Source organism: Providencia huaxiensis (assembly GCF_002843235.3).
GTDB lineage: Bacteria > Pseudomonadota > Gammaproteobacteria > Enterobacterales > Enterobacteriaceae > Providencia > Providencia huaxiensis.
On the sequence record NZ_CP031123.2, the window covers coordinates 3,961,709 to 3,986,505 of the forward strand.

The 24,797-nt window shown below is 37.7% G+C and carries 26 protein-coding genes and 1 pseudogene; 15 read left to right on the top strand and 12 right to left on the bottom strand.

Going from position 1 to position 24,797, the window contains the following annotated elements; all coding sequences use genetic code 11:
• The first annotated feature begins 68 nt into the window (after positions 1-68).
• The 7 genes from CYG50_RS20095 to CYG50_RS20125 all read left to right on the top strand — a co-directional run bounded on the left by CYG50_RS20095 (position 69) and on the right by CYG50_RS20125 (position 6,935).
• Positions 69-596, top strand: a complete 528-nt coding sequence (locus CYG50_RS20095; protein ID WP_229597500.1) for a fimbrial protein — start codon at positions 69-71, stop codon at positions 594-596.
• A 29-nt stretch (positions 597-625) separates the two neighbouring features.
• Positions 626-3,157 carry an outer membrane usher protein gene (locus tag CYG50_RS20100; RefSeq protein WP_102140595.1) on the top strand — a complete coding sequence of 844 codons (2,532 nt, stop codon included), beginning with the start codon at positions 626-628 and terminating at the stop codon, positions 3,155-3,157.
• 13 nt (positions 3,158-3,170) lie between these two features.
• On the top strand, positions 3,171-3,920 hold the full coding sequence (locus tag CYG50_RS20105) for a fimbria/pilus periplasmic chaperone (RefSeq protein ID WP_102140596.1): 750 nt from the start codon (positions 3,171-3,173) through the stop codon (positions 3,918-3,920).
• A gap of 8 nt (positions 3,921-3,928) precedes the next feature.
• Positions 3,929-4,546, top strand: a complete 618-nt coding sequence (locus CYG50_RS20110) for a fimbrial protein (protein ID WP_102140597.1) — start codon at positions 3,929-3,931, stop codon at positions 4,544-4,546.
• 39 nt (positions 4,547-4,585) lie between these two features.
• Positions 4,586-5,152 carry a fimbrial protein gene (locus CYG50_RS20115; RefSeq protein ID WP_102140598.1) on the top strand — a complete coding sequence of 189 codons (567 nt, stop codon included), beginning with the start codon at positions 4,586-4,588 and terminating at the stop codon, positions 5,150-5,152.
• A 13-nt stretch (positions 5,153-5,165) separates the two neighbouring features.
• Positions 5,166-6,167 carry a fimbrial protein gene (locus CYG50_RS20120; protein ID WP_229597502.1) on the top strand — a complete coding sequence of 334 codons (1,002 nt, stop codon included), beginning with the start codon at positions 5,166-5,168 and terminating at the stop codon, positions 6,165-6,167.
• 228 nt (positions 6,168-6,395) lie between these two features.
• Positions 6,396-6,935, top strand: a complete 540-nt coding sequence (locus tag CYG50_RS20125; RefSeq protein WP_102140600.1) for a DUF2058 domain-containing protein — start codon at positions 6,396-6,398, stop codon at positions 6,933-6,935.
• A gap of 31 nt (positions 6,936-6,966) precedes the next feature.
• Here the strand turns inward: CYG50_RS20125 and CYG50_RS20130 are convergent, their stop codons facing one another.
• On the bottom strand, positions 6,967-7,656 hold the full coding sequence (locus CYG50_RS20130; RefSeq protein WP_102140601.1) for an RluA family pseudouridine synthase: 690 nt from the start codon (positions 7,654-7,656) through the stop codon (positions 6,967-6,969).
• Positions 7,657-7,839: 183 nt separating this feature from the next.
• Here CYG50_RS20130 and CYG50_RS20135 point away from each other — a divergent pair, with 183 nt between their 5' ends.
• From CYG50_RS20135 to CYG50_RS20160, 6 genes are all read left to right on the top strand, one after another.
• Complete coding sequence (locus CYG50_RS20135; RefSeq protein WP_102140602.1) at positions 7,840-8,322, top strand: cold-shock protein; 483 nt, start codon at positions 7,840-7,842, stop codon at positions 8,320-8,322.
• Between the two features lie 102 nt (positions 8,323-8,424).
• Complete coding sequence (locus tag CYG50_RS20140; RefSeq protein WP_116068799.1) at positions 8,425-8,847, top strand: fimbrial protein; 423 nt, start codon at positions 8,425-8,427, stop codon at positions 8,845-8,847.
• Between the two features lie 283 nt (positions 8,848-9,130).
• The gene (locus CYG50_RS20145) at positions 9,131-10,237 is read left to right on the top strand and encodes a fimbria/pilus outer membrane usher protein (protein ID WP_148241607.1); all 1,107 of its coding nucleotides are present in this window, start codon (positions 9,131-9,133) and stop codon (positions 10,235-10,237) included.
• Positions 10,238-10,534: 297 nt separating this feature from the next.
• Positions 10,535-11,275: a MurR/RpiR family transcriptional regulator gene (locus CYG50_RS20150; protein ID WP_102138738.1), complete on the top strand. Its 741-nt coding sequence runs from the start codon at positions 10,535-10,537 to the stop codon at positions 11,273-11,275.
• Between the two features lie 183 nt (positions 11,276-11,458).
• Positions 11,459-13,015, top strand: coding sequence for a PTS transporter subunit EIIC (locus CYG50_RS20155; RefSeq protein WP_102138739.1), 1,557 nt, complete (start codon positions 11,459-11,461; stop codon positions 13,013-13,015).
• Positions 13,016-13,029: 14 nt separating this feature from the next.
• A complete protein-coding gene (locus tag CYG50_RS20160; RefSeq protein ID WP_102138740.1) occupies positions 13,030-14,400 on the top strand; it encodes a class-II fumarase/aspartase family protein in 1,371 nt (456 codons plus the stop codon).
• Positions 14,401-14,470: 70 nt separating this feature from the next.
• Here CYG50_RS20160 and ytfE read toward each other — a convergent pair whose 3' ends face one another.
• Together ytfE and norV are read right to left on the bottom strand one after the other, a co-directional pair.
• The gene (gene ytfE, locus CYG50_RS20165) at positions 14,471-15,133 is read right to left on the bottom strand and encodes an iron-sulfur cluster repair protein YtfE (protein ID WP_102138741.1); all 663 of its coding nucleotides are present in this window, start codon (positions 15,131-15,133) and stop codon (positions 14,471-14,473) included.
• Between the two features lie 59 nt (positions 15,134-15,192).
• Positions 15,193-16,389, bottom strand: a pseudogene (gene norV / locus CYG50_RS20170) (anaerobic nitric oxide reductase flavorubredoxin); the annotation flags it as partial.
• 180 nt (positions 16,390-16,569) lie between these two features.
• On the opposite strand from norV, the gene norR reads away from it, so the two are divergent.
• Entirely contained in the window at positions 16,570-18,084 is a 1,515-nt protein-coding gene (gene norR, locus CYG50_RS20175; protein ID WP_102138742.1) for a nitric oxide reductase transcriptional regulator NorR, read from the top strand.
• A gap of 47 nt (positions 18,085-18,131) precedes the next feature.
• Here the strand turns inward: norR and CYG50_RS20180 are convergent, their stop codons facing one another.
• The gene (locus CYG50_RS20180; protein WP_102138743.1) at positions 18,132-19,952 is read right to left on the bottom strand and encodes an FUSC family protein; all 1,821 of its coding nucleotides are present in this window, start codon (positions 19,950-19,952) and stop codon (positions 18,132-18,134) included.
• A 108-nt stretch (positions 19,953-20,060) separates the two neighbouring features.
• On the opposite strand from CYG50_RS20180, the gene CYG50_RS23570 reads away from it, so the two are divergent.
• A complete protein-coding gene (locus CYG50_RS23570; RefSeq protein ID WP_102138744.1) occupies positions 20,061-20,522 on the top strand; it encodes a MarR family winged helix-turn-helix transcriptional regulator in 462 nt (153 codons plus the stop codon).
• A gap of 16 nt (positions 20,523-20,538) precedes the next feature.
• Here the strand turns inward: CYG50_RS23570 and CYG50_RS23575 are convergent, their stop codons facing one another.
• From CYG50_RS23575 to CYG50_RS20225, 8 genes are all read right to left on the bottom strand, one after another.
• Entirely contained in the window at positions 20,539-20,985 is a 447-nt protein-coding gene (locus CYG50_RS23575) for a YbaY family lipoprotein (protein WP_102138745.1), read from the bottom strand.
• Positions 20,986-21,007: 22 nt separating this feature from the next.
• On the bottom strand, positions 21,008-21,469 hold the full coding sequence (locus CYG50_RS20195) for a winged helix-turn-helix domain-containing protein (protein WP_238706818.1): 462 nt from the start codon (positions 21,467-21,469) through the stop codon (positions 21,008-21,010).
• A 288-nt stretch (positions 21,470-21,757) separates the two neighbouring features.
• On the bottom strand, positions 21,758-22,237 hold the full coding sequence (locus tag CYG50_RS20200) for a hypothetical protein (protein WP_102138746.1): 480 nt from the start codon (positions 22,235-22,237) through the stop codon (positions 21,758-21,760).
• Positions 22,227-22,877, bottom strand: a complete 651-nt coding sequence (locus CYG50_RS20205) for a hypothetical protein (protein ID WP_102138747.1) — start codon at positions 22,875-22,877, stop codon at positions 22,227-22,229. The genes CYG50_RS20200 and CYG50_RS20205 overlap by 11 nt, the downstream gene beginning before the upstream one ends.
• Positions 22,849-23,406: a hypothetical protein gene (locus CYG50_RS20210; protein ID WP_102138748.1), complete on the bottom strand. Its 558-nt coding sequence runs from the start codon at positions 23,404-23,406 to the stop codon at positions 22,849-22,851. The genes CYG50_RS20205 and CYG50_RS20210 overlap by 29 nt, the downstream gene beginning before the upstream one ends.
• On the bottom strand, positions 23,390-24,139 hold the full coding sequence (sctJ, locus tag CYG50_RS20215; protein WP_102138749.1) for a type III secretion system inner membrane ring lipoprotein SctJ: 750 nt from the start codon (positions 24,137-24,139) through the stop codon (positions 23,390-23,392). The genes CYG50_RS20210 and sctJ overlap by 17 nt, the downstream gene beginning before the upstream one ends.
• Before the next feature lie 3 nt (positions 24,140-24,142).
• Positions 24,143-24,439: a type III secretion system inner rod subunit SctI gene (gene sctI, locus CYG50_RS20220; protein ID WP_102138750.1), complete on the bottom strand. Its 297-nt coding sequence runs from the start codon at positions 24,437-24,439 to the stop codon at positions 24,143-24,145.
• 52 nt (positions 24,440-24,491) lie between these two features.
• Positions 24,492-24,797 (bottom strand): EscF/YscF/HrpA family type III secretion system needle major subunit, encoded by a 306-nt coding sequence (locus CYG50_RS20225; RefSeq protein ID WP_102138751.1) that lies wholly within the window; start codon positions 24,795-24,797, stop codon positions 24,492-24,494.

Consider the following 24,797-nt stretch of genomic DNA (forward strand, 5'->3'; position numbering starts at 1 on the left):
GAATACCTTTGTGTTCCTCTATTAATCACCAAATTAAGTCAGAGGTTAAAGTGAAAGGATTTATCTATTTGCGAAGAAAAGTATCTTCCCTATTTCTTCTAACATTATTTCTTTCGCCACAAATGGCTGCATCATCTCATGGATGGGGAAAAGTCACGATGAATGGCGAAATAGTCGATACTGCCTGCGCAATAGATATTGGGTCTAGGGATCAGACCATTAATATGGGGGTACTTCCAACAAGCTATATTCGTGAAGTTGGGAAAGGCCCCATAAAAGAATTCGATATTAAGCTCATTGATTGTCGTTGGGAAAAATATTCGAAAGATAATAACGAATGGAATTCACTCGAAGTCACTTTTGATGGTCCATCAGAAGGTGATTTTTTCACACTCTCGGGTGAAGCAAAAGGAGTGCAATTGGCATTGCATGATATATCGGGATATTCCATTACACCAGGAAAGCCATTACCTGCATTAGGAATTACACCAGGGACAATGATCCTGAAATATCAAATGCAATTAGTCACCAATTATCATCCTGTTAAAGCGGGTAATTACCAAACCTTATTAAGGTTCAAGGTCGATTATTATTAATTCTAAGAAATTATATTGGTGTTTTAGGGATGTTTTTTATGTTTTTTAAACAACACAAAATAAATATAATAACGACAACGATAATGATTACATTTGGGGCATTATCCGCTCAGTTATATGCTGCCGATACCATACAATTTAATACGGCATTATTTGATTTAGAAGACAAAAAAAACATTGATATTAAACAATTCTCACGGGCAGGCTATATTATGCCTGGCACTTATCCTCTCAAAGTACAAGTAAATAAAGAAACTTTACCTGAGCAACGGTTTTCATTCTATGCGCCAGAAAATGACCCTGAAGATAGCCTCGTTTGTATCACACCAGAGCAAGTCCAGCAGCTAGGATTAACAGCCAGTTCGTTGAAGCAAATTACGTGGTGGCATAATAATGAGTGCCTTGATTTACGCAGCTTACCCGGCTTTCAAGCACGAGGGGATTTATCGGACTCAACGTTGTATCTGAGTATACCTCAAGCCTACCTTGAATATAGAACAGCTAACTGGGATCCGCCTTCTCTGTGGGATGAAGGAATCTCAGGGGCTATTTTAGACTACAATATCAACGCAAGAGCGAATAAGCCTCATGATAACAATAGTAACTATAATGTGACAGCAAATGGTGTCGCAGGTGTGAACCTTGGTGCATGGCGCTTTAGGGGGGATTGGCAGGGGCGTGCTCAACGAGAAACTGGCTCGAATAGTAAAAATGAGCATGACTTTCAATGGAGCCGGTTATACGCCTACAAAGCGTTAACCAGTATTAAAGCAAAATTGACCTTGGGTGAGGACTATTTTAACACCGATTTATTCGATAGTTTTCGATTTACAGGTGTTAGCTTACGCTCTGATATCTTAATGTTACCACCTAATTTACGTGGGTATGCACCTGAAATAACAGGTGTTGCGACGACAAATGCGACGGTGATTGTTAGCCAACAAGGGCGAATTATTTATCAAGAACAAGTCGCCGCGGGTCCTTTCCGTATCCAAAATTTAAGTGATGCGACGACGGGAAAACTGGATGTTCGAATCGAAGAGCAGGATGGTTCGGTTCAAGAATATCAGGTTGAAACAGCCAATATCCCTTATTTAACTCGACCAGGTAGTATTCGATATAAATTAGCGATGGGTCGCCCAACGGATATGAGTCATCATGTTAATGGAGATACATTTGCGAGTGGTGAAATGTCCTGGGGTGTCACTAATGGTTGGTCATTACTTGCAGGTTCACTAAATAGCCAAGACTATAATGCATTTAACGTGGGTGTCGGTCGTGACTTATTGGCATTTGGTGCCTTATCTTTCGATATTACGCATTCTATTGCAAATATTCCTAATGATAAAAAACTCACAGGTAATTCTTATCGAATAAACTATTCAAAACGTTTTGATGACTATGATAGCCAAGTTCAGTTCGCAGGTTACCGATTCTCAGAACGCAGTTTTATGACTGTAACCGATTTTTTAACGGCTAAAGATTCTGGTGAGCGTCAAGGTAGTAATAAAGAAATGTATGTGATTTCTTTAAATAAAAACTTTAGAGAATCGAGAATTACAGCGTATTTAAACTACTCGCACCAAACCTATTGGGATAAGCCAGAAAGTAATCGCTACAATTTAATGGTGACAAAAACCTTAGATTGGGGAAGCCTGAAGAATATTAATATTTCGTTATCGGCCTATCGTAATAAATATAACGAAACAAATGATGATGGCCTGTATATCTCAGCTTCAATGCCTTGGGGAAATGGTGCAAATATTGGTTATTCATTACAAGCAACACGGGATGATACCGTTAATCGAGCAACCTATTATGACAAATTGTCAGATAGAACCAATTATCAAGTCAGTGCAGGCTCAACCAACAAAGGTGGAACCGCAAGCACCTATATTACCCATTATGGTGATAATACTAAGTTAACTGCGAATGCTAGCTATATTCATAATAATTACACGTCATTTGGGGTAGGGGCACAAGGTGGATTTACCATGACTTTAAATGGTGCGGATGCTCACCGAGTCTCAAATATTGGCGGAACTCGTTTGCTGATCGACACTGATGGTGTGGCTAAAATTCCCGTATCAGACCGAGGGATCCCTATTGCATCAAATGCATTTGGTAAAGTGGTTGTTCCTGACTTAAATAGCTACTACCGCAGTAAAGTTAAAGTCGATTTAAATGCATTACCGAATAATGCCGAGGTAACGGATTCTATTGTTCAAGCGACATTAACAGAAGGCGCGATTGGCTATCGCAAATTTAATGTATTGTCTGGTGAAAAGATGATGCTTTCAATGCGTATGTCTGACGGTTCTGCACCGCCATTTGGCGCTCAGATCACGAATTTGAAAGGAAAAGAAACGGGAATAGTTACTGATAATGGATATGCCTATGTTAGTGGTATCAATCCAAATGAAGTCATGATTATTCATTGGGGTGGTGAAGCACAATGTGAAATTAATTTTCCTGAAAACTTAGAAACAATTAACCAAGGATTATTCATTCCTTGTAAACCATTATCAAATAAACGTAATGAAGCAGATAATAATCTGTAAATGAGTGATTGCTATGAAAAAATTAACTAATTTATATATCAGTACTATTTTATTAAGCAGTTTAGTTAGCGGAAGTGCGTTCTCGGCAATTGCTTTAGATAGAACCCGAGTTATTTTTAATGGCGATCAAAAAAGCGTTTCAATTACTATCACGAATAAAAATAACCAGCTACCTTATTTGGCCCAAGGGTGGGTTGAAAATATTCAAGGGGTAAAAATTACTTCACCGTTTGCGGTATTACCTCCGGTGCAGAGAGTTGAGCCCGAAAAATCAAGCCAAGTCCGTATTGAGGCACTTCCTGAAATTAACCAGTTACCTCAGGATAGAGAAAGTGTTTATTACTTTAATTTAAGGGAGATCCCGCCAAAAAGTGATAAACCGAATGTTTTGCAATTAGCGTTACAAAGCAAAATTAAATTATTTTATCGCCCTAAAAGTATCATGCTAAGCGAAACTGAAATGCTGAATAATCCTTGGCAAGAAAAAACACAGCTTATTAAACAAGGCGACCAATATATCATTAAAAACCCAACTCCTTTTTATATTACGATTATTGGTGCGGCCGAGCGAAAAAATTCACCTGTAAACCAGAATTTTAAGGCAGTTATGGTTGCACCATTTAGTGAAGAAAAATTAGGGGTTCCAAGCTCTACTGTAGGGGCAAACCCAGTATTGACCTATATAAATGACTATGGTGGCCGTCCAAAACTTCAATTTAAATGTCAAGCAAATACATGTCAGGTTGTTCCTGAAAATAAATAGAGAGGAAAATGATGATTAATCAAAAAAGCTTTTCCTTACTCTTTGGCTTATCTCTTATATTTCATTCATCTGTGATATATGCGACATCAAATAATGCCTTTTATAACACAACAGGTAATTGGGATGTTGAAGGTGCAAATGGCAAAATTTTCGTTTATGGCTCATTAACGGAGAGTGCATGCCATTTATCGATGGATTCTGCATTTCAATCCGTTGATTTAGGAAATATTGAAACTGCATCATTAAAAACAATTGGTGCCCAAGGCCACAAGACGCCGATAAACATCGAGTTATTGGATTGTATCGAAACCCCAACGGTTTTGAGAAACAATAAATCAGGTAATGTTACATGGAGTATTTCTCAGCCTGGCATGAAAATTAGGTTTATTACGCCAGTTGTCCCTTTTAGACCGAATATCGCGAGAGTTGAAGGTGTGAATGGGCTTGGATTACAGATAACTAATCCTAAAGGAAAAGAAATTGCTTTTGGTGAGTACAGTGAACCTGAGCTTATTTCTACGGGGCAAAATATTTTAACTTATTATGTAGCTCCCGTAAGAATTGCAGAAAAATTACAGGCTGGAGCTTATCGAAGTGTTATTTCTTTTCAAATAACGTATGAATAATCTTAATAGGTTTTCTGATATAGCATTGAAGGTATTTATATGAATAACTTAAATTTCAATTTTTATAAATTTAAAAAAATAATACTCTCGATGCTATTAAGTTTGTTATTTTTTTCGTTACAGAGTCAGGCAAAAAATGGTCAAATCGGTGAAATTAAGATACGAGGACAGCTTGTCGCTGAAGCTTGTACAGTAAGACCGGGTGATGAAAATATCATTGTGGACTTTGGTACTATTGTTAATAAGTACCTCTATATTAACCAAAAAACGCCACTTGAAAATTTTAATATTCATTTAGATGACTGTGATAATAGTATCTTTAGAACGGTGACCGTTAAGTTTACAGGAAATGAGAATATCAACTTACCTGGCCTTCTTGCATTAGATTCTGGCAGCATGGCTTCAGGTATCGGAATTGAAATCTTAGAGTATAGTGGTAAAAAAATTCCCATTAATAGTACGACACCTGCATACAATCTAGAGAATGGCACGAATATTTTAAGTTTTAATGCGAATGTGCAAGGGGAACCTGATGCAATAAAAAATAAAAGTATTGCATTTGGTCATTTTACTGCAACCGCTATTTTTAGTTTAATTTATGATTAAGGTATCAGCAACAATGAAGATATTAATATTACTTCTCGCAACCTTATTATTTTCCCCAACTATTTTTGCGTTCCAATGTAAAACTAATGGAGGACAAGAAGTTGGTGGGGGAACACAAAGTATTTATGATGTTCCTCTCGATAATGATATTTTTGCTGTACCTAATCGTATAAATGAATTCGCGGATGTGAGTGATTTTATGACCTGCCGTAATGAAGCACCTAGTGCTTACGTTGATTATTTAAATGTGACTGGTGCTGACCTTGGTCCTACATTTAAGAATAACCCAGAATTAAAAGCGGGTGTGGTCGTACGTGGCGCTTACTATTTAGCACCATTTAGTGGTAAAGAAATTCAAGTATTTCGTTTAACCACAGCAAGTGAACCTTTACAAATTAAATTATATTTACAGGTAAATGTTAAACCAACGCCATCAGTTTTGGTAAGAAAAGGCGATTTGCTGATGACGTTAGATCTCCATAAATATGCGACATTTGTAAATAGTAATCAGCATATTGACCATGCTTATTTTAAATGGAATTTCTATGCAGGTAATGATGTGGTTGTTGGAACGGGTACGTGTGATATCAATGATAACCAAATCATCATTGTTGATTTTGAAACAGTAAATGCATCGGGTATTTCAACGGTGGGAAGTGCAAGTCGTTTTCAACGTAACGCAGAAATCACTTATAGTTGTGAAGATAATAATCTGACGGCGCCAATAAAGATGATTATTAGTGGAGAAACTTCGACTTTTTCATCTGATGCTTTACTTGTTAGAACTGGAGATATTGGTAGTCAAGGTCCTATTATGCCGGGATTAGGTGTTGAGATTTATCATCAAGGGCAAAGAGTTTCCCCTATGAATGGGCATTTCGATTCAAAAATAGAAAATGGGCATGGTAGAGATACACTAATGTTCACGCTAGTTAAAAAACCTAATTTATCTCCAAATGAATTGATAGAAGGCCAGTTTAGTTCAGCAGCTACCATTATTATGTCCACTCCGTAGCTATTGAAGTAGAGAGGTTTTTATGTGGATGAAAGCCTCTATTTTTTCGCATAAGCACATTTTAGATTAGACAAAATAAGTTAAACACGCCGAATTTTAAATTATCATCGTTAGCATATTTTCTTAAATAACATCACATAATTTCTCCATCAATGAAGCTCAAAGCCTATCCGGCCTCAATTGCTACAGGTATAATCACATAATTATCCGATAGATTTAGAGGCGAAGATGGCAAAACTCACCTTACAAGAGCAAATGCTAAAAGCAGGATTAGTCACCAGTAAGAAAATGGCGAAAGTGCAAAGAACGGCTAAAAAATCACGAGTTCAAGCGCGTGAAGCAAGGGAAGCCGTAGAAGAGAATAAAAAAGCACAGCTTGAGCGTGATAAGCAATTGAGTGAGCAGCATAAACAAATGGTGCAATCCAAAGAGTTCAAAGCGCAAGTCAAACAACTTATTGAAATGAATAAAGTTGATATTTCAAAGGGAGATATTAGTTTTAATTTCACCGATAACAACGTTATCAAGCAAGTTGTTGTAGACAAGATAACACAAACGCAACTGATCAGTGGGCGTCTGGCTATTGCTCGTTTAGCGATTGATAACAGTGATATTAACGAGTATGTGATTATCCCAGCAAGCGTCGCGGATAAAATAACGCAAAGAGATGCAGATAGCATCGTACTCAACAATGCGCTCAGCCAAGAAGAACAGGATGAAGATGACCCGTATGCGGACTTTAAGATCCCTGACGACCTGATGTGGTAATACTCGTCAAATTTAAGCCGTAGCTTTGGCGTTAAAACGGGCTCGCACAGTGAGTATTAACTCTTTCTTGGCTAATGGGATGAACAAAATGCAGTTCGCTGGCATGTAACATGAGCCGAGATGCATGCTCTGGTATTTGGCCTCCATATAAGTCACAGCCTAATATAGGGTGGCCTAATTGTTGGCAATGAATACGAAGCTGATGCGTTCGGCCTGTTTCTGGAATTAATTGGACTCGGGTTACTGGAAGCAATGTGCCATTATCTAATGGGTGATATAGGCGCTCAATTACTTGATAGTGAGAGCGGGCAGGTTTGCCATTAATTTCACAAAGAGACATGCGGGGAAACTGTGCAGGGTCTTTTGCTATTGCCGCATCAATGACACCTTTATCATCAGTTAAGTGGCCACAAAGTAGCGCTTGATATATTTTTGTTACGGTACGTTGGCTAAATTGCTGGCTCAGTGCGGCATTAATTGCTTTATTGCGAGCAACTACCATCAACCCTGATGTACCAAAATCGAGACGATGAACAAGAGTACATTCTGGGAATATTTGTACTAATCGGTGATGGACGGAGTCTAGGTTTTGTGGGTTTTTTCCAGAAAGGCTGAGTAGGCCGCTTGGCTTATTAATAAGAACCAGATACTCATCTTGATAGATAATTTCTATCTCATCGTGACAAGGCGGAGCAATAAAGGTGTCGATGATTTCAGTCATTAGCCTTTCCAACAAAAAATGGTTGTTGATAATAACCAATTTTTATTAGGCAGGCGAATGCTTGCCGCTTGCATCGGGTAAATTTATCACTCAGACTAAAAGCAAAGCCGTAGTCTGCGCACGCATTGTGCTCTATACTGCGCGTTGTAAAAACTGAGTCAATAAAAGATTAATTAGGCGGTAATGGCAATGAATGGAACGATCACAACATGGTTCGAAGATAAAGGTTTTGGATTTATCAAAGATGAGAATGGCGATAACCGTTATTTTCATGTGGTTAAGGTTGCCAACCCAGATTTGATTAAAAAAAATGCCGCAGTCACTTTTGAACCGACGACAAATAATAAAGGGTTATCTGCTTTTGCGGTCAAAGTCATACCTGAAAGTAAGTACATTTATATTGCAGGTGAACGGATTAAGATTACATCAATCAAATCCTATCGTGTTTATTCGGTAGAAGTACCTGCGGATACGCATATTGATAAAGAAAATACCGTGTTATCAATTGGTGCATTAATGAATAGTATTAAACCAAAATCAGATAAACCTAACCAAATGCGTTCATTGAAAAAATTAGAAATTAGCACGTTACATGGAGCATCGTTGACATTTTCGGAAGATGAAATTGATATCGATGAGGCTGTGAAACAACTTAAATTTAAGTGATTTCTTGTAAGGTAAACAGCGTCACCTTTGGGCGCTGTTTGCTTGTCTATTTTTGATCCCATCTTTCATTTCTTTTTTTAGCATTTCTCGATACCAACGAGGATGATATTTTTAGCTAAAACGTGTGAAATTGATGTTCCTAATGAAATTATATTGGGTAATGCATCGGGTGTGACAACAGTCAGTGAAATTAAGAATGATATAGTCTCAAAAAGTTTTCCTATTGGCTTAAGAAACTGTACCAGCACGGATCAAACAACCGCTGTCGTTTATTTAGCATCTGGAAATACCTTAACAGGCAGTAATAATTTCTTTAATGATGACCCTAACGGAGTGATTGGTGTCCAATTATTAGATGGGACTCGAGTTATTAGTATCAATCAAACACCATTAGCCAAACCAGATGCATCTTCAATTATTTGGGATAATATAAAAAGCACGAATGAAAAAAAATGGTCAATGCTAAATTGCGTTGCGCCAAAACAGATTGTGAACCCGATAAAGGTGATTTTTCAGCAACCTTAACGATTGGTTATTACGCCGATTAATAATTATTATAAAGCGATAATAAATAAAAATTTAAATAATTCACTTTGTTCAAAAATAACCTATATAGATAAATAATTATATCGTTTTTTGATGTTTGATTATTTTAAATGAGCCAAATTATTTTAATATAATATGGCAACGTTAAAATAATATTAACTCCTCTTCAACTAGTAATATTGGGCTACAGCGTTAATAAAATATATTCCGGTTGAAAAATAACTCACAACAATAAATAACAAAAGGTGATGCAGTGAAAGGGATGAAATTAAATATAATTGCATTAGAGATTTTTCTTTGCTGCTATGCAATGGCACCCTCTTTCTCGCATGCCGAATCATATTTTGACCCTGGCTTATTAATGCATGGGAGCGGGATTGATGTTTCTCAACTCGATTTAAATGACTTCGCCAGTAGCAACACCTTAACCCCCGGCGAATACGATGTCATGGTCAATGTCAATTTGATCCCTTCTGGGGAATTCAATATTGCATTTGATAAACAGCCCGATGGCCAAATTATCCCTGTATTTACCGTAGGTGAGCTAAAAAAACTGGGGGTGAATACCTCGGCATTACCTAAATTAAGAGATCTTGGCGAAGAGGCTAAGATCGAAAAACTGTCTGACTATATTGCCAATGCAACTACCACGTTCGATGCCCAAACATTGACTGTGAATTTATCCGTGCCACAAATTGCCATTGTGCCTAATTTCGCGGGTTATGTGCCACCAGAATTGCGTGATGACGGCGTGACCGCATTAGTGATGGACTACGTCTTTAACTACAGTAATAACCGTCAGTTAGCTCAACATCACCAACAATCTAGTACCAGTGATTCTCTATTCGCTAACTTAAACGCGGGGATCAACGTCGGTGCATGGCGCCTGAGAACCAGCTACCTGTACAACTACAGTAAAAGTAGCGGAAACTCAAGCAACAGTGATTCCAACTTCACCAATACTTATGTTTATCGCACCATTAACGCGATTAAATCCACCTTGCGTGCCGGTGAGATTTCAACGGGGGGCAATATTTTTGACTCCATTCCCATGAAAGGGGCAACGCTGAAATCCAACCCTCAACTCGACCCCAGCAGTATGCAAGGGTTTGCCCCTGTGGTGGAAGGGTTTGCTAACACCAATGCCACTGTCACCGTGCGCCAAAACGGCAGCGTGGTTTACCAAACGTTCGTAGCACCGGGCCGTTTTATTATTCGTGATATCCCTGCCAGCGGGTTGGTGGGGGACATGGAAGTGACGGTGGAAGAAGAAGATGGCAAACAAACGGTCTTTACCCAAGCCTATTCCTCACTGCCGATGATGGGGCGCCAAGGCTCGTACAATTACGAGGTTTCTACAGGGCGCTAGGGGATGACTCGGTTCCGTTTCGACCCTTCATAAAACGGTCACAACGACCATTTTGAAACAATCAAAGCAGGCATCTATCGCGGCAATATACAAGCGCTCACTCACTTAAAGTGGATGAGCGCAGATCTCATCGAAGTCACCTTTCGTGATAAGTATCTTTAGCATTTCACAAAATTTCTTCTTAAACTCAGCGCAGAATAATAATTTGACGTATAATCAACCAATTGAATGGCTGTATTAACTTTATTATCATAAAAAATAATCGTTTATAGGCTGGGTAAGTTCATTGGAGGGGATATGTTAGATTTTTTAAAAAACTACGACAATTTAACTATTAGCGAAAAAAAAGTCTTAAAATACCTGACCGATAATATTGCGGATATCCCCTACTTAAATATTAATGAACTCGTTGCTAAAACTTTCGTGTCTAAAACAGTTATCATTAACTTATCTCAAAAACTAGGCTTTAGTGGCTTTAAAGAGCTTAAGTTTCAGATTAATAATTATATTTTAACGAAAAATAAAACCGAAAAAACACTTCCCTCATCATATAAGAAACAGCTCGAAAAAAACATTAATAAAAGTTTTACATTAATTAATGAAGCGCAAATTAATGATTGCGCTAAAATATTGCATAAATCGAGAAATATTTTTATTGTGGCAAGAGGAACGAGTAAAGCGGTTGGTTATTACCTTGAGCATTTGTTATTTGCATTAGGCCTGCATTGCTTTTTCATTAATGACTATAACTTATCTGATTCCTTCACACGGCTAGTTAGCAAAGATGATACTGTCATTTTTATCTCACTGTCTGGCGGTACTAAAAAAATCATTGAAACAGCAAAAATTGTGCAATTAAAAGGGGCAAATATTATTAGTATGACTGCGTTTAATACTAATGAATTAACCAGTTATACAGATAATACTCTGTTTTGTTTTGCTGATAATTTTGATACCAAACGGGATGATACAAAATCCAGAATCGGATTTTTTATATTAGTTGATTTACTTATCAATGAATTAGAAAATCTACTTTAAATTATTGTTTTATTATTTGATCTATTTTTATTGTTAGATTCATTCATTAATGCGCTATAAGAAATGACTTAGGTCATAATTTCTGACCTAAGATATTTTTTAAAACCGCGACATCATTTCTTTTATAAAACCCCCAAGCTAGTATGCCCTTAATTCTAATAATAGAAGTCATAAGGAAATAGTATGGCCAGAAGAAAGTTTGGTGAATCAATTCAACGCTTTGGGAGAACATTACTCCTTCCTATCGGTGTATTAGCACCGATAGGTATGATATTGGGTATCAGTGGTGCGTTAGTGCAAACTTATATGATTGCACGTTTTCCTTTTCTCGGTAATGAAACGGTTAACGCATTACTTGTCAGCATTCGTTCAATTGCAGGTGTAATTTTCGATAATATTCCCTTGCTGTTTGCAATGGGGGTGGCCTATGGTATGAGTCATCGAGATAAGGGGATTGCCGTCTTCGCGTCGGTTGTCGGCTATTTATCGCTGATCATCACCATGAACATTTGGTTAGTGCTTACTGGTAAGCTTGCAGACCCTGCAATGATGGGCCAAGTGGGGCAAATTAAAGTTCTTGGTATACAAACCTTAAACATCAGTGCCGCAGGGGGAATTATTACCGGTTTGATTGCGGCCTGGGCGACGGATAAGTTTTATAACCTTGAACTACCTACCGCATTTGCTTTCTTTTCTGGAAAAAAATCCGTTTCTATTATAATGATAGGATTAATGATTGGGGTGGGGGCGTTATTACCGTTTATTTGGGAAGTATTAGTCCAAGGTTTAATGAAACTCTCTTCGGTATTTTTAAGTCCTGTAGGGCCATTTTTTACCGCAGGTGGTGAACGTTTATTTATTCCATTTGGTTTACACCATGTATGGAACGTTTTATTTAGATTTACTGAAGCGGGTGGTACTTATGTTATTGACGGACAAACCTTTGTTGGTGTTGTTCCTGCATTAACTGAGGTGCTATTTAACCAAGGCCCGGATAGTGAATATTGGGCGATGATGCCAAGTTTGACTCGCTTTATGGCACAGCAACAAATGTTAGTCACACTATTCCTATTCCCTGCAATTGCCCTTGCTATTTATAAAACATCGAAGAAAGAAAACCGCGCAGAAGTGAAATCCATGCTGGTTACCATGGTATTAACAGCCATGCTTGGTAACGTCACGGAGCCACTCGAGTTTACCTTCGTATTTATTGCGCCATTACTGTACTTAATTTACGCCATTATTGTTGGTATCGGTGCGGTATTACTTTCTTTAGCTGAGGTCGGTATTGGTTATATTCGTGGAACCGTATTTGATTTCACTATTTTTGGTTTACTGTACGAAAATACTAACTGGATCTTCTTGGTTATTATCGGTAGCTGTTTAGCTGTCGTCACTTACTTTATTTTCTACTGGGCCATTATTAAGTTTGATATAAAAACACCAGGTCGCGAAGAATCGAGCAATCTGAAAAATACCTTAATTAAAGAAAAACGTTATGGTGAAATCGCAGAAATTTTAGTCCAAGCGTTAGGCGGCAAACAAAACATTCGTAACGTAGATAACTGTATTACCCGTATGCGTATTGATGTCGGAGAAGTGAACCAAATTGATAAAGATTTAATGTTGGAATCAGGATGTACCGCATTCTTCTTTCCATCGGCAAACCACGTCCATGTTGTATATGGACCGAAGGTTGAGTTCGTTCGCAATGCTGTTGATGAAGCTATGAAGAAATAAAGAAGGGATACGAAATGAGAGCATTATACGATTCTAAAAGTAAAACTATTGATGACCGTGGAATTAAAAACTTATTGTCTGATGAGGCAAAATATTCTACTTGGTTAATGTTTGAATCCATGTTGGCTCAAGCTCAAGCGGAACTGGGATTTATTCCTCAATCAGCGGCAGATGAAATTAAAGAAAAGGCCGTAATCGAAAATATCGATTTTGAAGAAATGAGCCGTATTTACCAAAAAATAGGCCATGGCTTTGTACCTTTCTTGAAAGTTTTAGTGAATGCGTGTTCTGAAGAAAGCGGTAAATATATCCATTATGGAATTACCACGCAAAATATTCAGCAAAGTTCACAGCTCTATATGATGAAAACTGTACACCATAAATTTATGTTGTTACTGGGTGAAATCATCGAAAACTTAGCAGGTTTAGCCGAAAGAACTAAACATATGGTGATGCCGGGAAGAACTCATGGACGTCATGCCATCCCTATCACCTACGGCTATAAAGTTTCGGTGTGGATCAGCGATTTCATTGATTGCTATCAACGCATGAAAGAGTGTGAAAAACGCGTTTTCACTATCATGATGGGTGGTGCAGTTGGTGCATTTAACTCAATGCCTGGTGTTGGTATGGCAGTACAAAAACGTGTCGCTGAACTGGTTGGGATGGAAGCCATGGAAGTGCCATCCAGAAACTTGAGCACACATAAGCTTGAATATATGGCAAATTTAGCGTTGATGGCGAATATTTGTCATAAAATTGGTGAAGAAGTCTATAGCACAACGTTAGAAGAAATTGCAGAGGTCTCTGAAGGATTTACCAAAGGAACTGTGGGTAGTAGCACTATGCCCCATAAAATAAATCCAAAATTGGCTAAAGGAATTATTGCTAACTCGCAGAAATTATATTCCTTACCGAGTGTTGGTATGTATTCCGCTGTAAGGCCTTATGAAGGTGATAGCAGTTCTTATATGTTATTTGATGGGTTAATCGAAGAAGCTTTGGAATTGACCACGGAAATTTTATTAAGAACCGAGGAGCTTTCGAGGACGATTGTGCCACATGAAGAGAGAATGCTTCATAATGTATTGAGAAACAAAGGGTTAGATAATACCGAGTATGTCATGATGAAGATGGCGGAAAAATTGGGTAAAGATAAAGCGCATTCCCTCCTGTATGAAGAAGCCATTAAAACGGCTGCGGATGGGGAAGATTTCTATACTAATTTAACCAAAAACAGTGTGATATCAGCGGCATTCAGCCATGAAGAAATTAAGGCAATGCTTGACCCGAGATCTTATATCGGGCTATCCGTTGAAATTGCAGAAAAAGAAGCAAAACGTGGACTAACCACGGCACAAGAAATTAAACAACAGTACAAATAGGTATTTTTAGTATCTATTAAAAATGTTTAAAACAAGGGGCTGTCTATTATATAGATAGCCCCTTGTTTATTTATTTGCCAGCGAGTGCTCTTGGGAATAATAAATTATTTTCTAGGTTAATGTGATTCATCAAATCATCAATCAATTCATTGATACCATTATATAGTACACGCCAGGTGGTGCAGGCTTCTGGTGGCGGTGTAACATTATTGGTAATACCTTTAATTGCCTCTAATATATCACCTGCATCATCGTGTTCTTGTTCCATAACGCTGATTGGGCCGGCTGCGTTTTTGCCCATTCCGTTTTTTATCATAGGAAACAAAACACGTTCTTCTTTCATCATATGGCTAGTCAATTCTTCCAGTAATGCTTCTAAGTATTTTGATAGCCCTGTTGGTACGGTTGGTTTGTTTGCATGAACTCGTTCAACCTTTTGTGCTTGTAGAATAAGTTCAGGTAATTGCTCTCTGTGCCTATCATGATAACGAACAATAATGAAATCAATAATGTCACTGAGTGGCGCTTCTCGCCAATCTTTCTCTAAGGTTTCTGTTGATAACTCAAGTAATTGACTTTCTAGCTGGTCAATGTCTAAGTTTAATTTTTCTGCACTTCGGCTGAGTGTTTGTTTTCCACCGCAGCAGTAATCCATATTATATTGACGGAACAACGATGAGGCTCTAGGAATAGATAATGCGAGTTGCCCAAGTGTTTTATCTCTAAATTGCATATGAGTTATCCTCTAAAAAATCATAAAATTCTGACGCTTTTTTCTAAATAAATTTATGCAGATAGCGCCCATTGACGAGCAATATTGCGCCCATATTCACGGCAGTCATCCAATGTTTTTGAATCAGGCTTCCATTTTGCTTTTAAAGATAATGCGGTATCAAAACCGGCATCCATCAAACGTGTTTGAACACGGTCAACGGCGCCACCATTCCAACCAAAACTTCCGAAAGCAGCGGCTTTTTTATTTAAAAAACGTAAGCCTGTAATTTCTTCAAGCATACCTGCTATTTTGGGCATCATGACATTATTCATGGTTGAGGTACCGACCAAAGCCGCTTTGGAGCGAAAAACATGAGTAATAATGTCGTTTTTATCACTGCGTGCAACATTAAATATTTTAACTGCGACATTAGGGTCGGCTTCATTGATGCCTTGAGCGATCGCATCTGCCATTAAACGGGTATTATTTGACATGGTATCGTAGAAAATAGTGATGCGATCTTCTTGGTAATCTGCTGCCCATTTCAAATACAATTCAATGATTTGATTTGGATTATCACGCCATACAACTCCGTGAGATGTCGCTATCATATCGACGGGTAGGTTAAAGCCTAAAATTTCATTTATTTTTGGAGTTACTAAGCGGCTAAATGGGGTAAGAATATTCGCGTAATATCGTTGGCATTGTTCGAATAACTCATTTTGGTCGACTTCATCATTAAATAATCGCTCATCACAATAGTGCTGCCCGAAAGCATCATTACTGAAAAGTACTGCATCTTCAGTAAGATAACTCATCATGCTATCAGGCCAATGTAGCATTGGCGTTTCAATGAAGATCAATTGCTTATTATTACCTATATCGAGTGTATCCCCTGTTTTAACGATCTTGAAATTCCATTCAGGATGGTGGTGGTGACCATTAATTGAGTCAATGGCATTGGCGGTGCAATAGATTGGGGTATTCGGAATAAAGCGCATTAATTCAGTTAATGCACCAGCGTGATCTTCTTCAGCGTGGTTAATGACGATGTAGTCAATGTCACTTAAATCAATCTGTGAGCGTAAATTTTCAACAAACTCACGGCTAAATTTATGATCGACAGTATCAATGAGGACATTTTTTTCTTCACGGATTAAATAGCTATTATAACTACTTCCCTTTAACGTTTTATATTCGGTTCCATGAAAATCACGTACTTCCCAATCACGTTGCCCCACCCAATGAATGTTATTTTTTACATGAATCGCCATATTAATTTTGTCCTGTATTTTTTAAAGTATAAGAAGACATAATCAATATTCATGCCAATATTTAATATATTGATTTTTAATTAAATTAAAATAAATCATTATAATCTATGGTCATAATGACTATGTTAATCATGGTCATTAAGACTATAATTGTTGTCAAATTGACTATGAGGAATGGGCATGGGCTTTTCTGTTGAGGCACTAGCAAAGATTGCAATAGAATTACAAGATGGTATGGGGCATTCAGATCGTTTTCAGCGTTTGATTACCACGCTAAGGCAATCATTGGGGTGCGATGCTTGTGCGTTATTACGCTATGAATCAGGCCAATTTATTCCTTTAGCAATAGACGGATTAATGGCTGATGTTTTAGGTCGCCGCTTCTCTTTGGCGGGGCACCCCCGGCTAGAGGCCATTGCAAGAGCCGGTGATGTTGTGCGTTTTCCCGCTGATAGCCAGCTCCCTGACCCATATGATGGGTTAATTCCTCATCATCAGCACCTAAAAGTTCATGCTTGTGTCGGCTTACCCTTATATGCGGGGCAAAATCTTATCGGCGCATTAACATTAGATGGCATGGAGCCTGATCAATTTGATGCATTTAGTGATGAGTCACTTAGATTAATTGCCGCATTAGCCGCAGGTGCATTAAATAATGCATTGCTTATTGAACAGCTTGAAAACCAAAATATATTGCCGAATAACCCCGTACTATTTAAACCTTCAGGAGAAACTGAAATTATTGGTTTATCTCTTCGTATGCAGCAATTAAAAAAGGAAATTGATATTGTTGCAGCGTCAGAATTAAATGTTCTGGTTGGCGGGGAAACGGGAACAGGAAAAGAGTTAGTTGTTAAATCTATCCATGAGAAATCCCTTCGAGCGGCTCACCCTCTTATTTATTTAAACTGCGCGGCATTACCTGAAAGTGTGGCGGAAAGTGAATTATTTGGCCATGTTAAAGGTGCTTTCACTGGGGCAATTAGCCACCGTAGTGGTAAATTTGAAATGGCGGATAATGGTACCTTATTTTTAGATGAAATCGGTGAGCTCTCATTAGCGTTACAGGCAAAATTACTGCGAGTATTGCAATATGGTGATATTCAACGAGTCGGTGATGACCGTAGTTTGCGTGTTAATGTCCGTGTGTTAGCGGCAACTAACCGTGATCTACGCGAAGAAGTGTTAGAAGGTCGGTTTAGGGCCGATTTATTTCATCGTTTAAGCGTATTTCCTCTATTTGTTCCTCCATTAAAGGAGCGCGGAGACGATATTATTTTATTAGCGGGGTATTTTTGTGAGCAATATCGTCAGCGTTTTAGTTTATCCCGTGTGGTACTGAATTCATCATTACAACGGTACTTACTCAACTATTCATGGCCAGGCAATGTGCGTGAATTGGAGCATGCGATTCATCGTGCCATTGTTCTTGCTCGTGCTTCAAGTGATACGGGTGAAATTATCTTACAGCCTCAATATTTTATTTTTGATGATAATGAACATGAATTAACGGAAGCATCACAAAAAGCCGTATCGCTAACTAAAAACTTACGTGAAGCAACGGATGACTTTCAGCGTACGCTTATTACACAGGTACTGGAAAAAAGCCACCATAATTGGTCTGCGTGTGCTAGAGAATTATCTTTAGATATAGCTAACTTACATCGACTAGCTAAACGGTTAGGTCTGAAATAAAACATTAATACCTGTTTTATCAGGAGTACTCATGAATACTTATCTTATTAGCAATGTTTCTTTTCCATATAGAGTTTTACATATTTCTTAAGCTGTTCAAGTTCCTTGTTATCATTTTCGTTACGCTGTAAATGCCGAAATAATATAGAGATTTTCTTTAAATCAACGTGGTTTTGTTGAATACGTTTTTCAAGCGCAATAAGGGCTCTTTTCTTTGATGCGTGGTGTGCAAATTGCTTGTGCAAAATAAGTAGATACAACCAAATACTTTGTCGAGTTATAAAAAAATCAAATATAGGCGAGTGAGGGAGATTTGCTTTTTTTGCTAGCAATAATCCACTAAATAAACGGTGCATAAATTGCGTTGTGGAAGGTTTATTTCCTTGAATTAAAGCCGTTACCCCTAATTTAAATTGCTGCTCAGATAGATAAATTAATTGCTGGTAACGTTTGGTTGGGTTGGTTGGATAAATCCACGCGAAAGCAGCCATTGCAACTAATGGGCCTGAAACTATTGCAATGGCATTACCTATACTTTGAGGGAGTGACAGAGAAAAAGGATAGCTTGGTTGGAGTAAAATTAAAGAAACCATAATATAGTCAAAAGCAATTAAAATTAGGCGGTTATAGGAAAAAATAACAACACCGCTAATAATCACTGGAACAATGAAAAAGGTCATCTGCCATGATGAAGAGGCAAAAGGCCATAAGTACCATGTACAGATTAACGCAGCAATAGCACCAAACAATTGGCCTGTGAAAATATTTTTCATGAATTTAGCGGGGTAATCGAGGGAGGCGAATAGAGCCAACATTACCGAAAGACCGAGAGTAAGATAAGCCAATACTTGCCACTGCGTCCATAGCCATAACAAGCCAACTACAGCGATAGCCATAAAAGAACGAGAGAAGGCATGCCACGCTGAAATTTTATCTTGATGGAGTTTTAATTTGTCGGTTTTATTTATCTTCTTGATTGATTTACCAAAAGTAGCATAGTAAAGCGGGACTAACAGCATTTTAAGTACCCCATTAGGACACAATGACAAAATGTGTTTCCATTGAGTATCTGTTGGCTCTTGCGCAGGAAAATAGAAAGGAGCAATAGGTTGGTATTTATCTAAGTGTAATAATATTTGGCTCTGAAACATGAGTTTTTGACGCGCTTTAGCGACTTGTTTACGGTGATAACGCCAACCAATACGGTGAGTTTCTAAAATTTCTTCATAGCTTGCCATGGTTTGCCAAAGGTGGTCGATCTCGTGTTGCTTAATTGGGCGCTTTTTCTCGAGTGAGTCATGTAATATTTGGAAGAAGAGCGTATTGGTTTGATTTTTAAGAGTAATGACATTATCTTGCTCACGCTTAGGCGTAAAAAGAAAATTGAAAATCACGGCTGAGAGAACGCCAACCAAAATCGTCCATAGCCGATCCCAAGCGACCATAAATAAATTGTCAGTAATGTGAACGCTCAACATGCTCACCATCACAGCGGAGTAACCCGCTAGAAAAGTGCCATAAGCGACAAAGCCCTTTTGTAATTGGCCAATACCACTGCAAATACCTAACCAACTCGCGAGCCCTATAATAAATAGTAATGGGTGAATAAGGTGAAGTTGAATCAAAACGACGCCGGCAAGTACACCAAAGACCGTTCCTGCAAAACGCCACCAACTTTTTTCCAGTAAATTTTCACGCCAAGGTTGGGCAGAAGCCCAGACAGTCATGGCTGCCCATTGAGGATGAACCAACTCTAAGTATTGCGCGATAAACAACGCGGCAATTGATGCACAAGCAGTAATAGCAGCAAAGCGAAAGCGTGCTGGGTTAAATCCCAAGAAATTCAGTAAACTTATTATTTGTGACATAGAATATGAGTGAATTTGGCGTGTTAAAAAGGTATTTAGTTGATAAAATCAACTAAAGTCAGTGTGATTATTCACTAATTGGTTGATAAAATCAACTAAAGAGGCGTTATGCGTACAGAACAGGCTCGAGTATTTGGGGTGATTAGCCGGGCAGCTCACCATTATATGAAATGGATGGGAGAGCCTTACGGCATCAATGCAATTGAGTGTTTGATGATTTTACATATTCATCAAAATGATGCATCAACCCTAGAGCAAATCACCAAAGCGATGGTTGTGGATAAATCAGTAACAACTCGAGGTGTGAGCAAATTTTTAGCTAAGGAGTGGGTTGCTAAAACGAATAGCTTAGTCGATAAACGGGTTTATCATGTTTCGTTGACCCCCCTCGGCAGAACGATTGTGAATGAGCTAAATTGTAAACTAGATAAGTGGAATGATTATTTATCAGCAGACTTGCCAGAGCTAGAGGCTGAGCAGTTATTTAACGCATTAGGCAGTTTGGCAAAGCGAGCCATTGAAAGCTCAGTGGCAGATTTTCCGCGTTTATTAGAAGAACCAACTGAGTGAGGTTGAGTAACCAACGTTATGGCTGAATCGTGGACACAGGAAGTAATACTACTTCAGATAAATTCTCAGGTATGGGGCTGAGTTTATTACTCATCATGATTAATTCACCATCTTTTTCAATTCGTGCACTCATTCCTAAGGTATATCGTTTGGATTGAAATTCTTCAGGAAGAGTGACTGTAAATGCGATACTGCGTCCTGTGCTTTGTGTTTTGAAACTGTAATCCAGATTAGACTTTGCACTGTTTTCATTTTGTTGTATTGAGGTCAATGACAGCGTAACTATAGCATTTTCAGGAATATCGTAAGAGTGTGAATAAATATTACCACTGATATGGTAAGTGGGGGTATGAGTAAAGTAATTCATTAAAGTATTACTGCAAGCAGATAGCATGAAGGTCATAAAAATTATGAATAATGAAAAAAAATGTTTTTTTGATAGAACGGAGTTAATATTTAACATTAAAATTTCTCTTTAGCAAAATTTAATTATAGTGATGAACGAATAAACATTTTTTGAAGAAAATATCGTATATAGGAATAAATATTTTTTTTGTGTTATATTTAGAGAGTATCGGCATTTCTGATTTTTCTCCGGTGTATAAAATACCAATACGAGGTAAAGTCATAATTAAATTTTCATCAAGATCGACTTTTTTAAAGGATTGTCGCAGTTGCCTGACAAGCTTGTAATAACTACTTTCAGTCACGATCGTGCCTCTTTTTTCCCAGATTTCATACATGACTTCTCTTTTGCTATTTGTTTTTATTAATAATAATTTAAGTAGGCATGATTCATTTTCGGAAAGGTTAACGACATTTTTTTCACGAGAGAGAGTTCGTTTCAGTGGGTCATATACGACATTCCCAGATAAGAGGATCATTGATTCCTTTTCATTATAGTCAATATTATTCATAAAATTTTGTACTGTTGATAAATCGGTCATAATTTATATCTATCCTGATTATCGATGAAATATATGTCAATACAAAAAGCGAAGCTGGATAAGATATTTAAAAAATAAAATCGTTTTTTGATATTGGACTCATATGTTTTGATGAGGTGAATTTAAACTATATTCGGAGGTTGTATATATCAATTTTTATTTGTATTTTTTATATTTTCTTATTTTTACCAAATAAATAGGCTTAGAATATTAATAAAATACACTAAACCTATAAATATTAGTCGAGGGATAATAAATGTAAGATGAGAATGGTAGGGGAGCTGATTATCAGATTAGTAATTCGTCTTCCTCATCATCATTCCCTTCTAAACTAATATTAGTCATATTATGACGAATTTGGTTGTTGAGAGGAATACTCATCAAACTGATAGACATATAATGGTTGAGTGAGCGCTTAAATTTTTTATTCAGTGAGGAGAGCTCAGGATCACTTGATGACTGTAATGTTTGGCTAACACCCGCAATAAAGTTTTGTTTTTCATCTTTACCCAATGTAATCATAGTCTTAAATACATGAGAAAAAAATATTTTGTCATCCCCTTTTGATTTAAGCTCATCAATAAATTTGTTAATTTTATTTATTTCTTTAGGAGATAGGTCTATTTTTTCACTGGATTGATACGTGTTTTGGCGTTCCATGTTTTTTCCTTGCCATAATGAATTCATTTTACTTTGAGTATTCTCAGGATGAATTTGAGATTCATTGTGTTGAGGAGTGATAACCTTAGCTTGTAGATCAGTCAGCATCTTTGTGTTCTTCCTGTATTGAATTTATTGTTGCTATCAAGTTTTGATAGGCCTTTCTATGCATTTTTAAAATGTTGCATTGTGTTGGAACAGAAAATACATGAGGAATAATATTTTTAGAGGCAGTAATAGGGGAGAAATAGGTAATTTTATTATCAACCTCTAAGGCAATTGTGTTATCAGCAGTGGTTGAAATTTTCATATCAGAACCACTTTTGGCAATACGAGCTTGCATTTTCGCAGGTAGGTGTAATGTAGTATTGGCTATTTTTGCGTATTGCTTTTTAAAATAAGCTGCAACCGCCTCTTGTAGATGGTTATCACCAAAAATATCATTCAATATTTTCATCAGCTGCTCTTTGCTTTGACTGGTATTTTCTTGGTACTGAATTTCACTGGTCTCTATCGCATTAATAACATCCGTTAATAATTGTTTGATACCGTCGTTATAGCCTTGTTGATAAGCCGTCTGGTAGAGCGCTTCTTGCTGTTGTTCTGCTTGTTGGTAATGTTCACTTGCCTTTTTTTGAGCATATTGAGTGATAGTTTTGTGGTATCTATCGGCACTCAATGCTTGGTATTTGATCAAGACTTTCTCAGACATCGTCTGTTTAACATTTGGGGGTGTTTTCTCTGACATATCGACATGTTTCTTCAATAGTATTCCAAGGTAGCATCGTTTTTACCGATGAAGGTATAAGTTGCTGAGTTTCAAGGCTAAACATATATTTAGCTCGAAGAGTGTAAGCGGCGCCAAAGGGGGCTAAACACATCAATAATTGTTGTGCTCCAAGGGCCGTTAATACCTGTGGTGAAGTCGTGGGTTGATTTTCTGACTGCCAAAGTGGGCGACTTAATCGTGTATGTAATACACGGTATTTGGAAAGTTCAACCCACCAAGGGAGAGGTTCGGCGTGTAACAGAACCCCTAAGCCTAACGCCACCTCCGGTAGTAAAGCCCAATGTTCAGATAATATTTTGGGTAATAAGGGGGTTTTCTCATTGGGTAAAGGCAATGAGTATTGCAGAATCAATTGCTGGTTATGTTTACGTTGCAGTAAAGGAGGAAAGTCGTTATATCCGACCCCATTAAATTCGCTATGGAAATAGCAGCCTGGGGCGAGGAAAATGTTTCCTTGTGCAATGAGTAGGTTATTCAGCGCTGTCATCAGCAGGTTTCTCCACTAGATTAGTTGTCGGTTTTTTGTTACTTAGCTGGCGCCACAGTAATAGTAAAATAGTCAACAGAATGATAATCGCAGCGATAATTGAGCTGATTATGATTGGATTAAAAGTATATTCCGGTTCTGATTTAATTTGATATTGCAATGGTGGCCGGTTGACGACGACAACGGAGACATTATCGTAATTTGCTTCAGCAAAACTGTTTGTTAGAAACAGTTTAATTTTATGCATCATCATCTGAGGATCTTCACTTCCAGAATAGGTAACCAAGCTAGATACATTTTGTATTTGCTTGGTCGGATTATTACCATTCAATGGATAACTGACATGAACTCGAGCATTAATAATATCGGGAATGGTGAGCAGTGATTGCTCAAGGCGTTGTTCAATTAAAGAAAGTAAACGAGTACGTTCTGCTTGTGGCGATGCCACCAAAGAATCACCGGGGAATGCTTGAATGATTTCTATTGGTTCTTTTGATGGTAAGTTATATTGACGCAGTAAATCTACTGCAATAACAAAATCACTAGGTTGAACGCGAATGGAATCCCCACTTTTATTATCTTGTTTACGCGTAGCCTCAACACCATGCTCTTGTAGTATGGCTAATACTTCGTTACTTTGTCGTTGGCTTAACTGACTGAGTAATAACTGGTTATCACAACCTACTAAGAAGCTAATAAACCCAATCAAGATAAATTTCTTTAAAATATTCATGGTTTATTGGGCTTTTAAGACTGTATCAATCGCAGAGACACTTTTATGCGTCAGTGTACTAATCATGTTCATCGTCAGGCTGTAATTACCGACACGATTTTGAAATTGTAGTAATTCGGCAGGGTTACTTGGGTCAATATTATTTACACTCTCAGTTAATGCTTTTTTTTCTTGGCTGGCGGTTGCGGTGTATTCAGCAAATAGCTTTTTGACTTTGTCTTCAATCGGAAGAGATGATGGGAGAACGGATGTTGTTTCTGTTGGGGTGGTAAGCAGTAAATGTGGTGTAATAGCTAACATAAATTATTTCCTAAATAAAGCAGAGCATTATATTAAATAATGCTCTTAAAAATTAAACGTTACGAATAATGGCTTGGTCAGTATCTTTAATTGATTTCATAAAGTTACTCTGTAATTGGCGTGCCATATTATAGTTACCACTCATGGCGGTGATTTTTGCCAATACTAATGGGTTATCGACTTCTAAAGTAGGGCTAGAGAGTAAAGCATTTAACTCATTGCCAAATTGTTTAGCTTTAGCACTGATACTTGCTGAGGTTCGATAGATCATACCAAGGTCATCTTTATCTTTTCCCTCGATTTCTAAATTGGAGCTTACCCAACGGCCATTATCTAAGCCTGTAATTATATCTGCCAT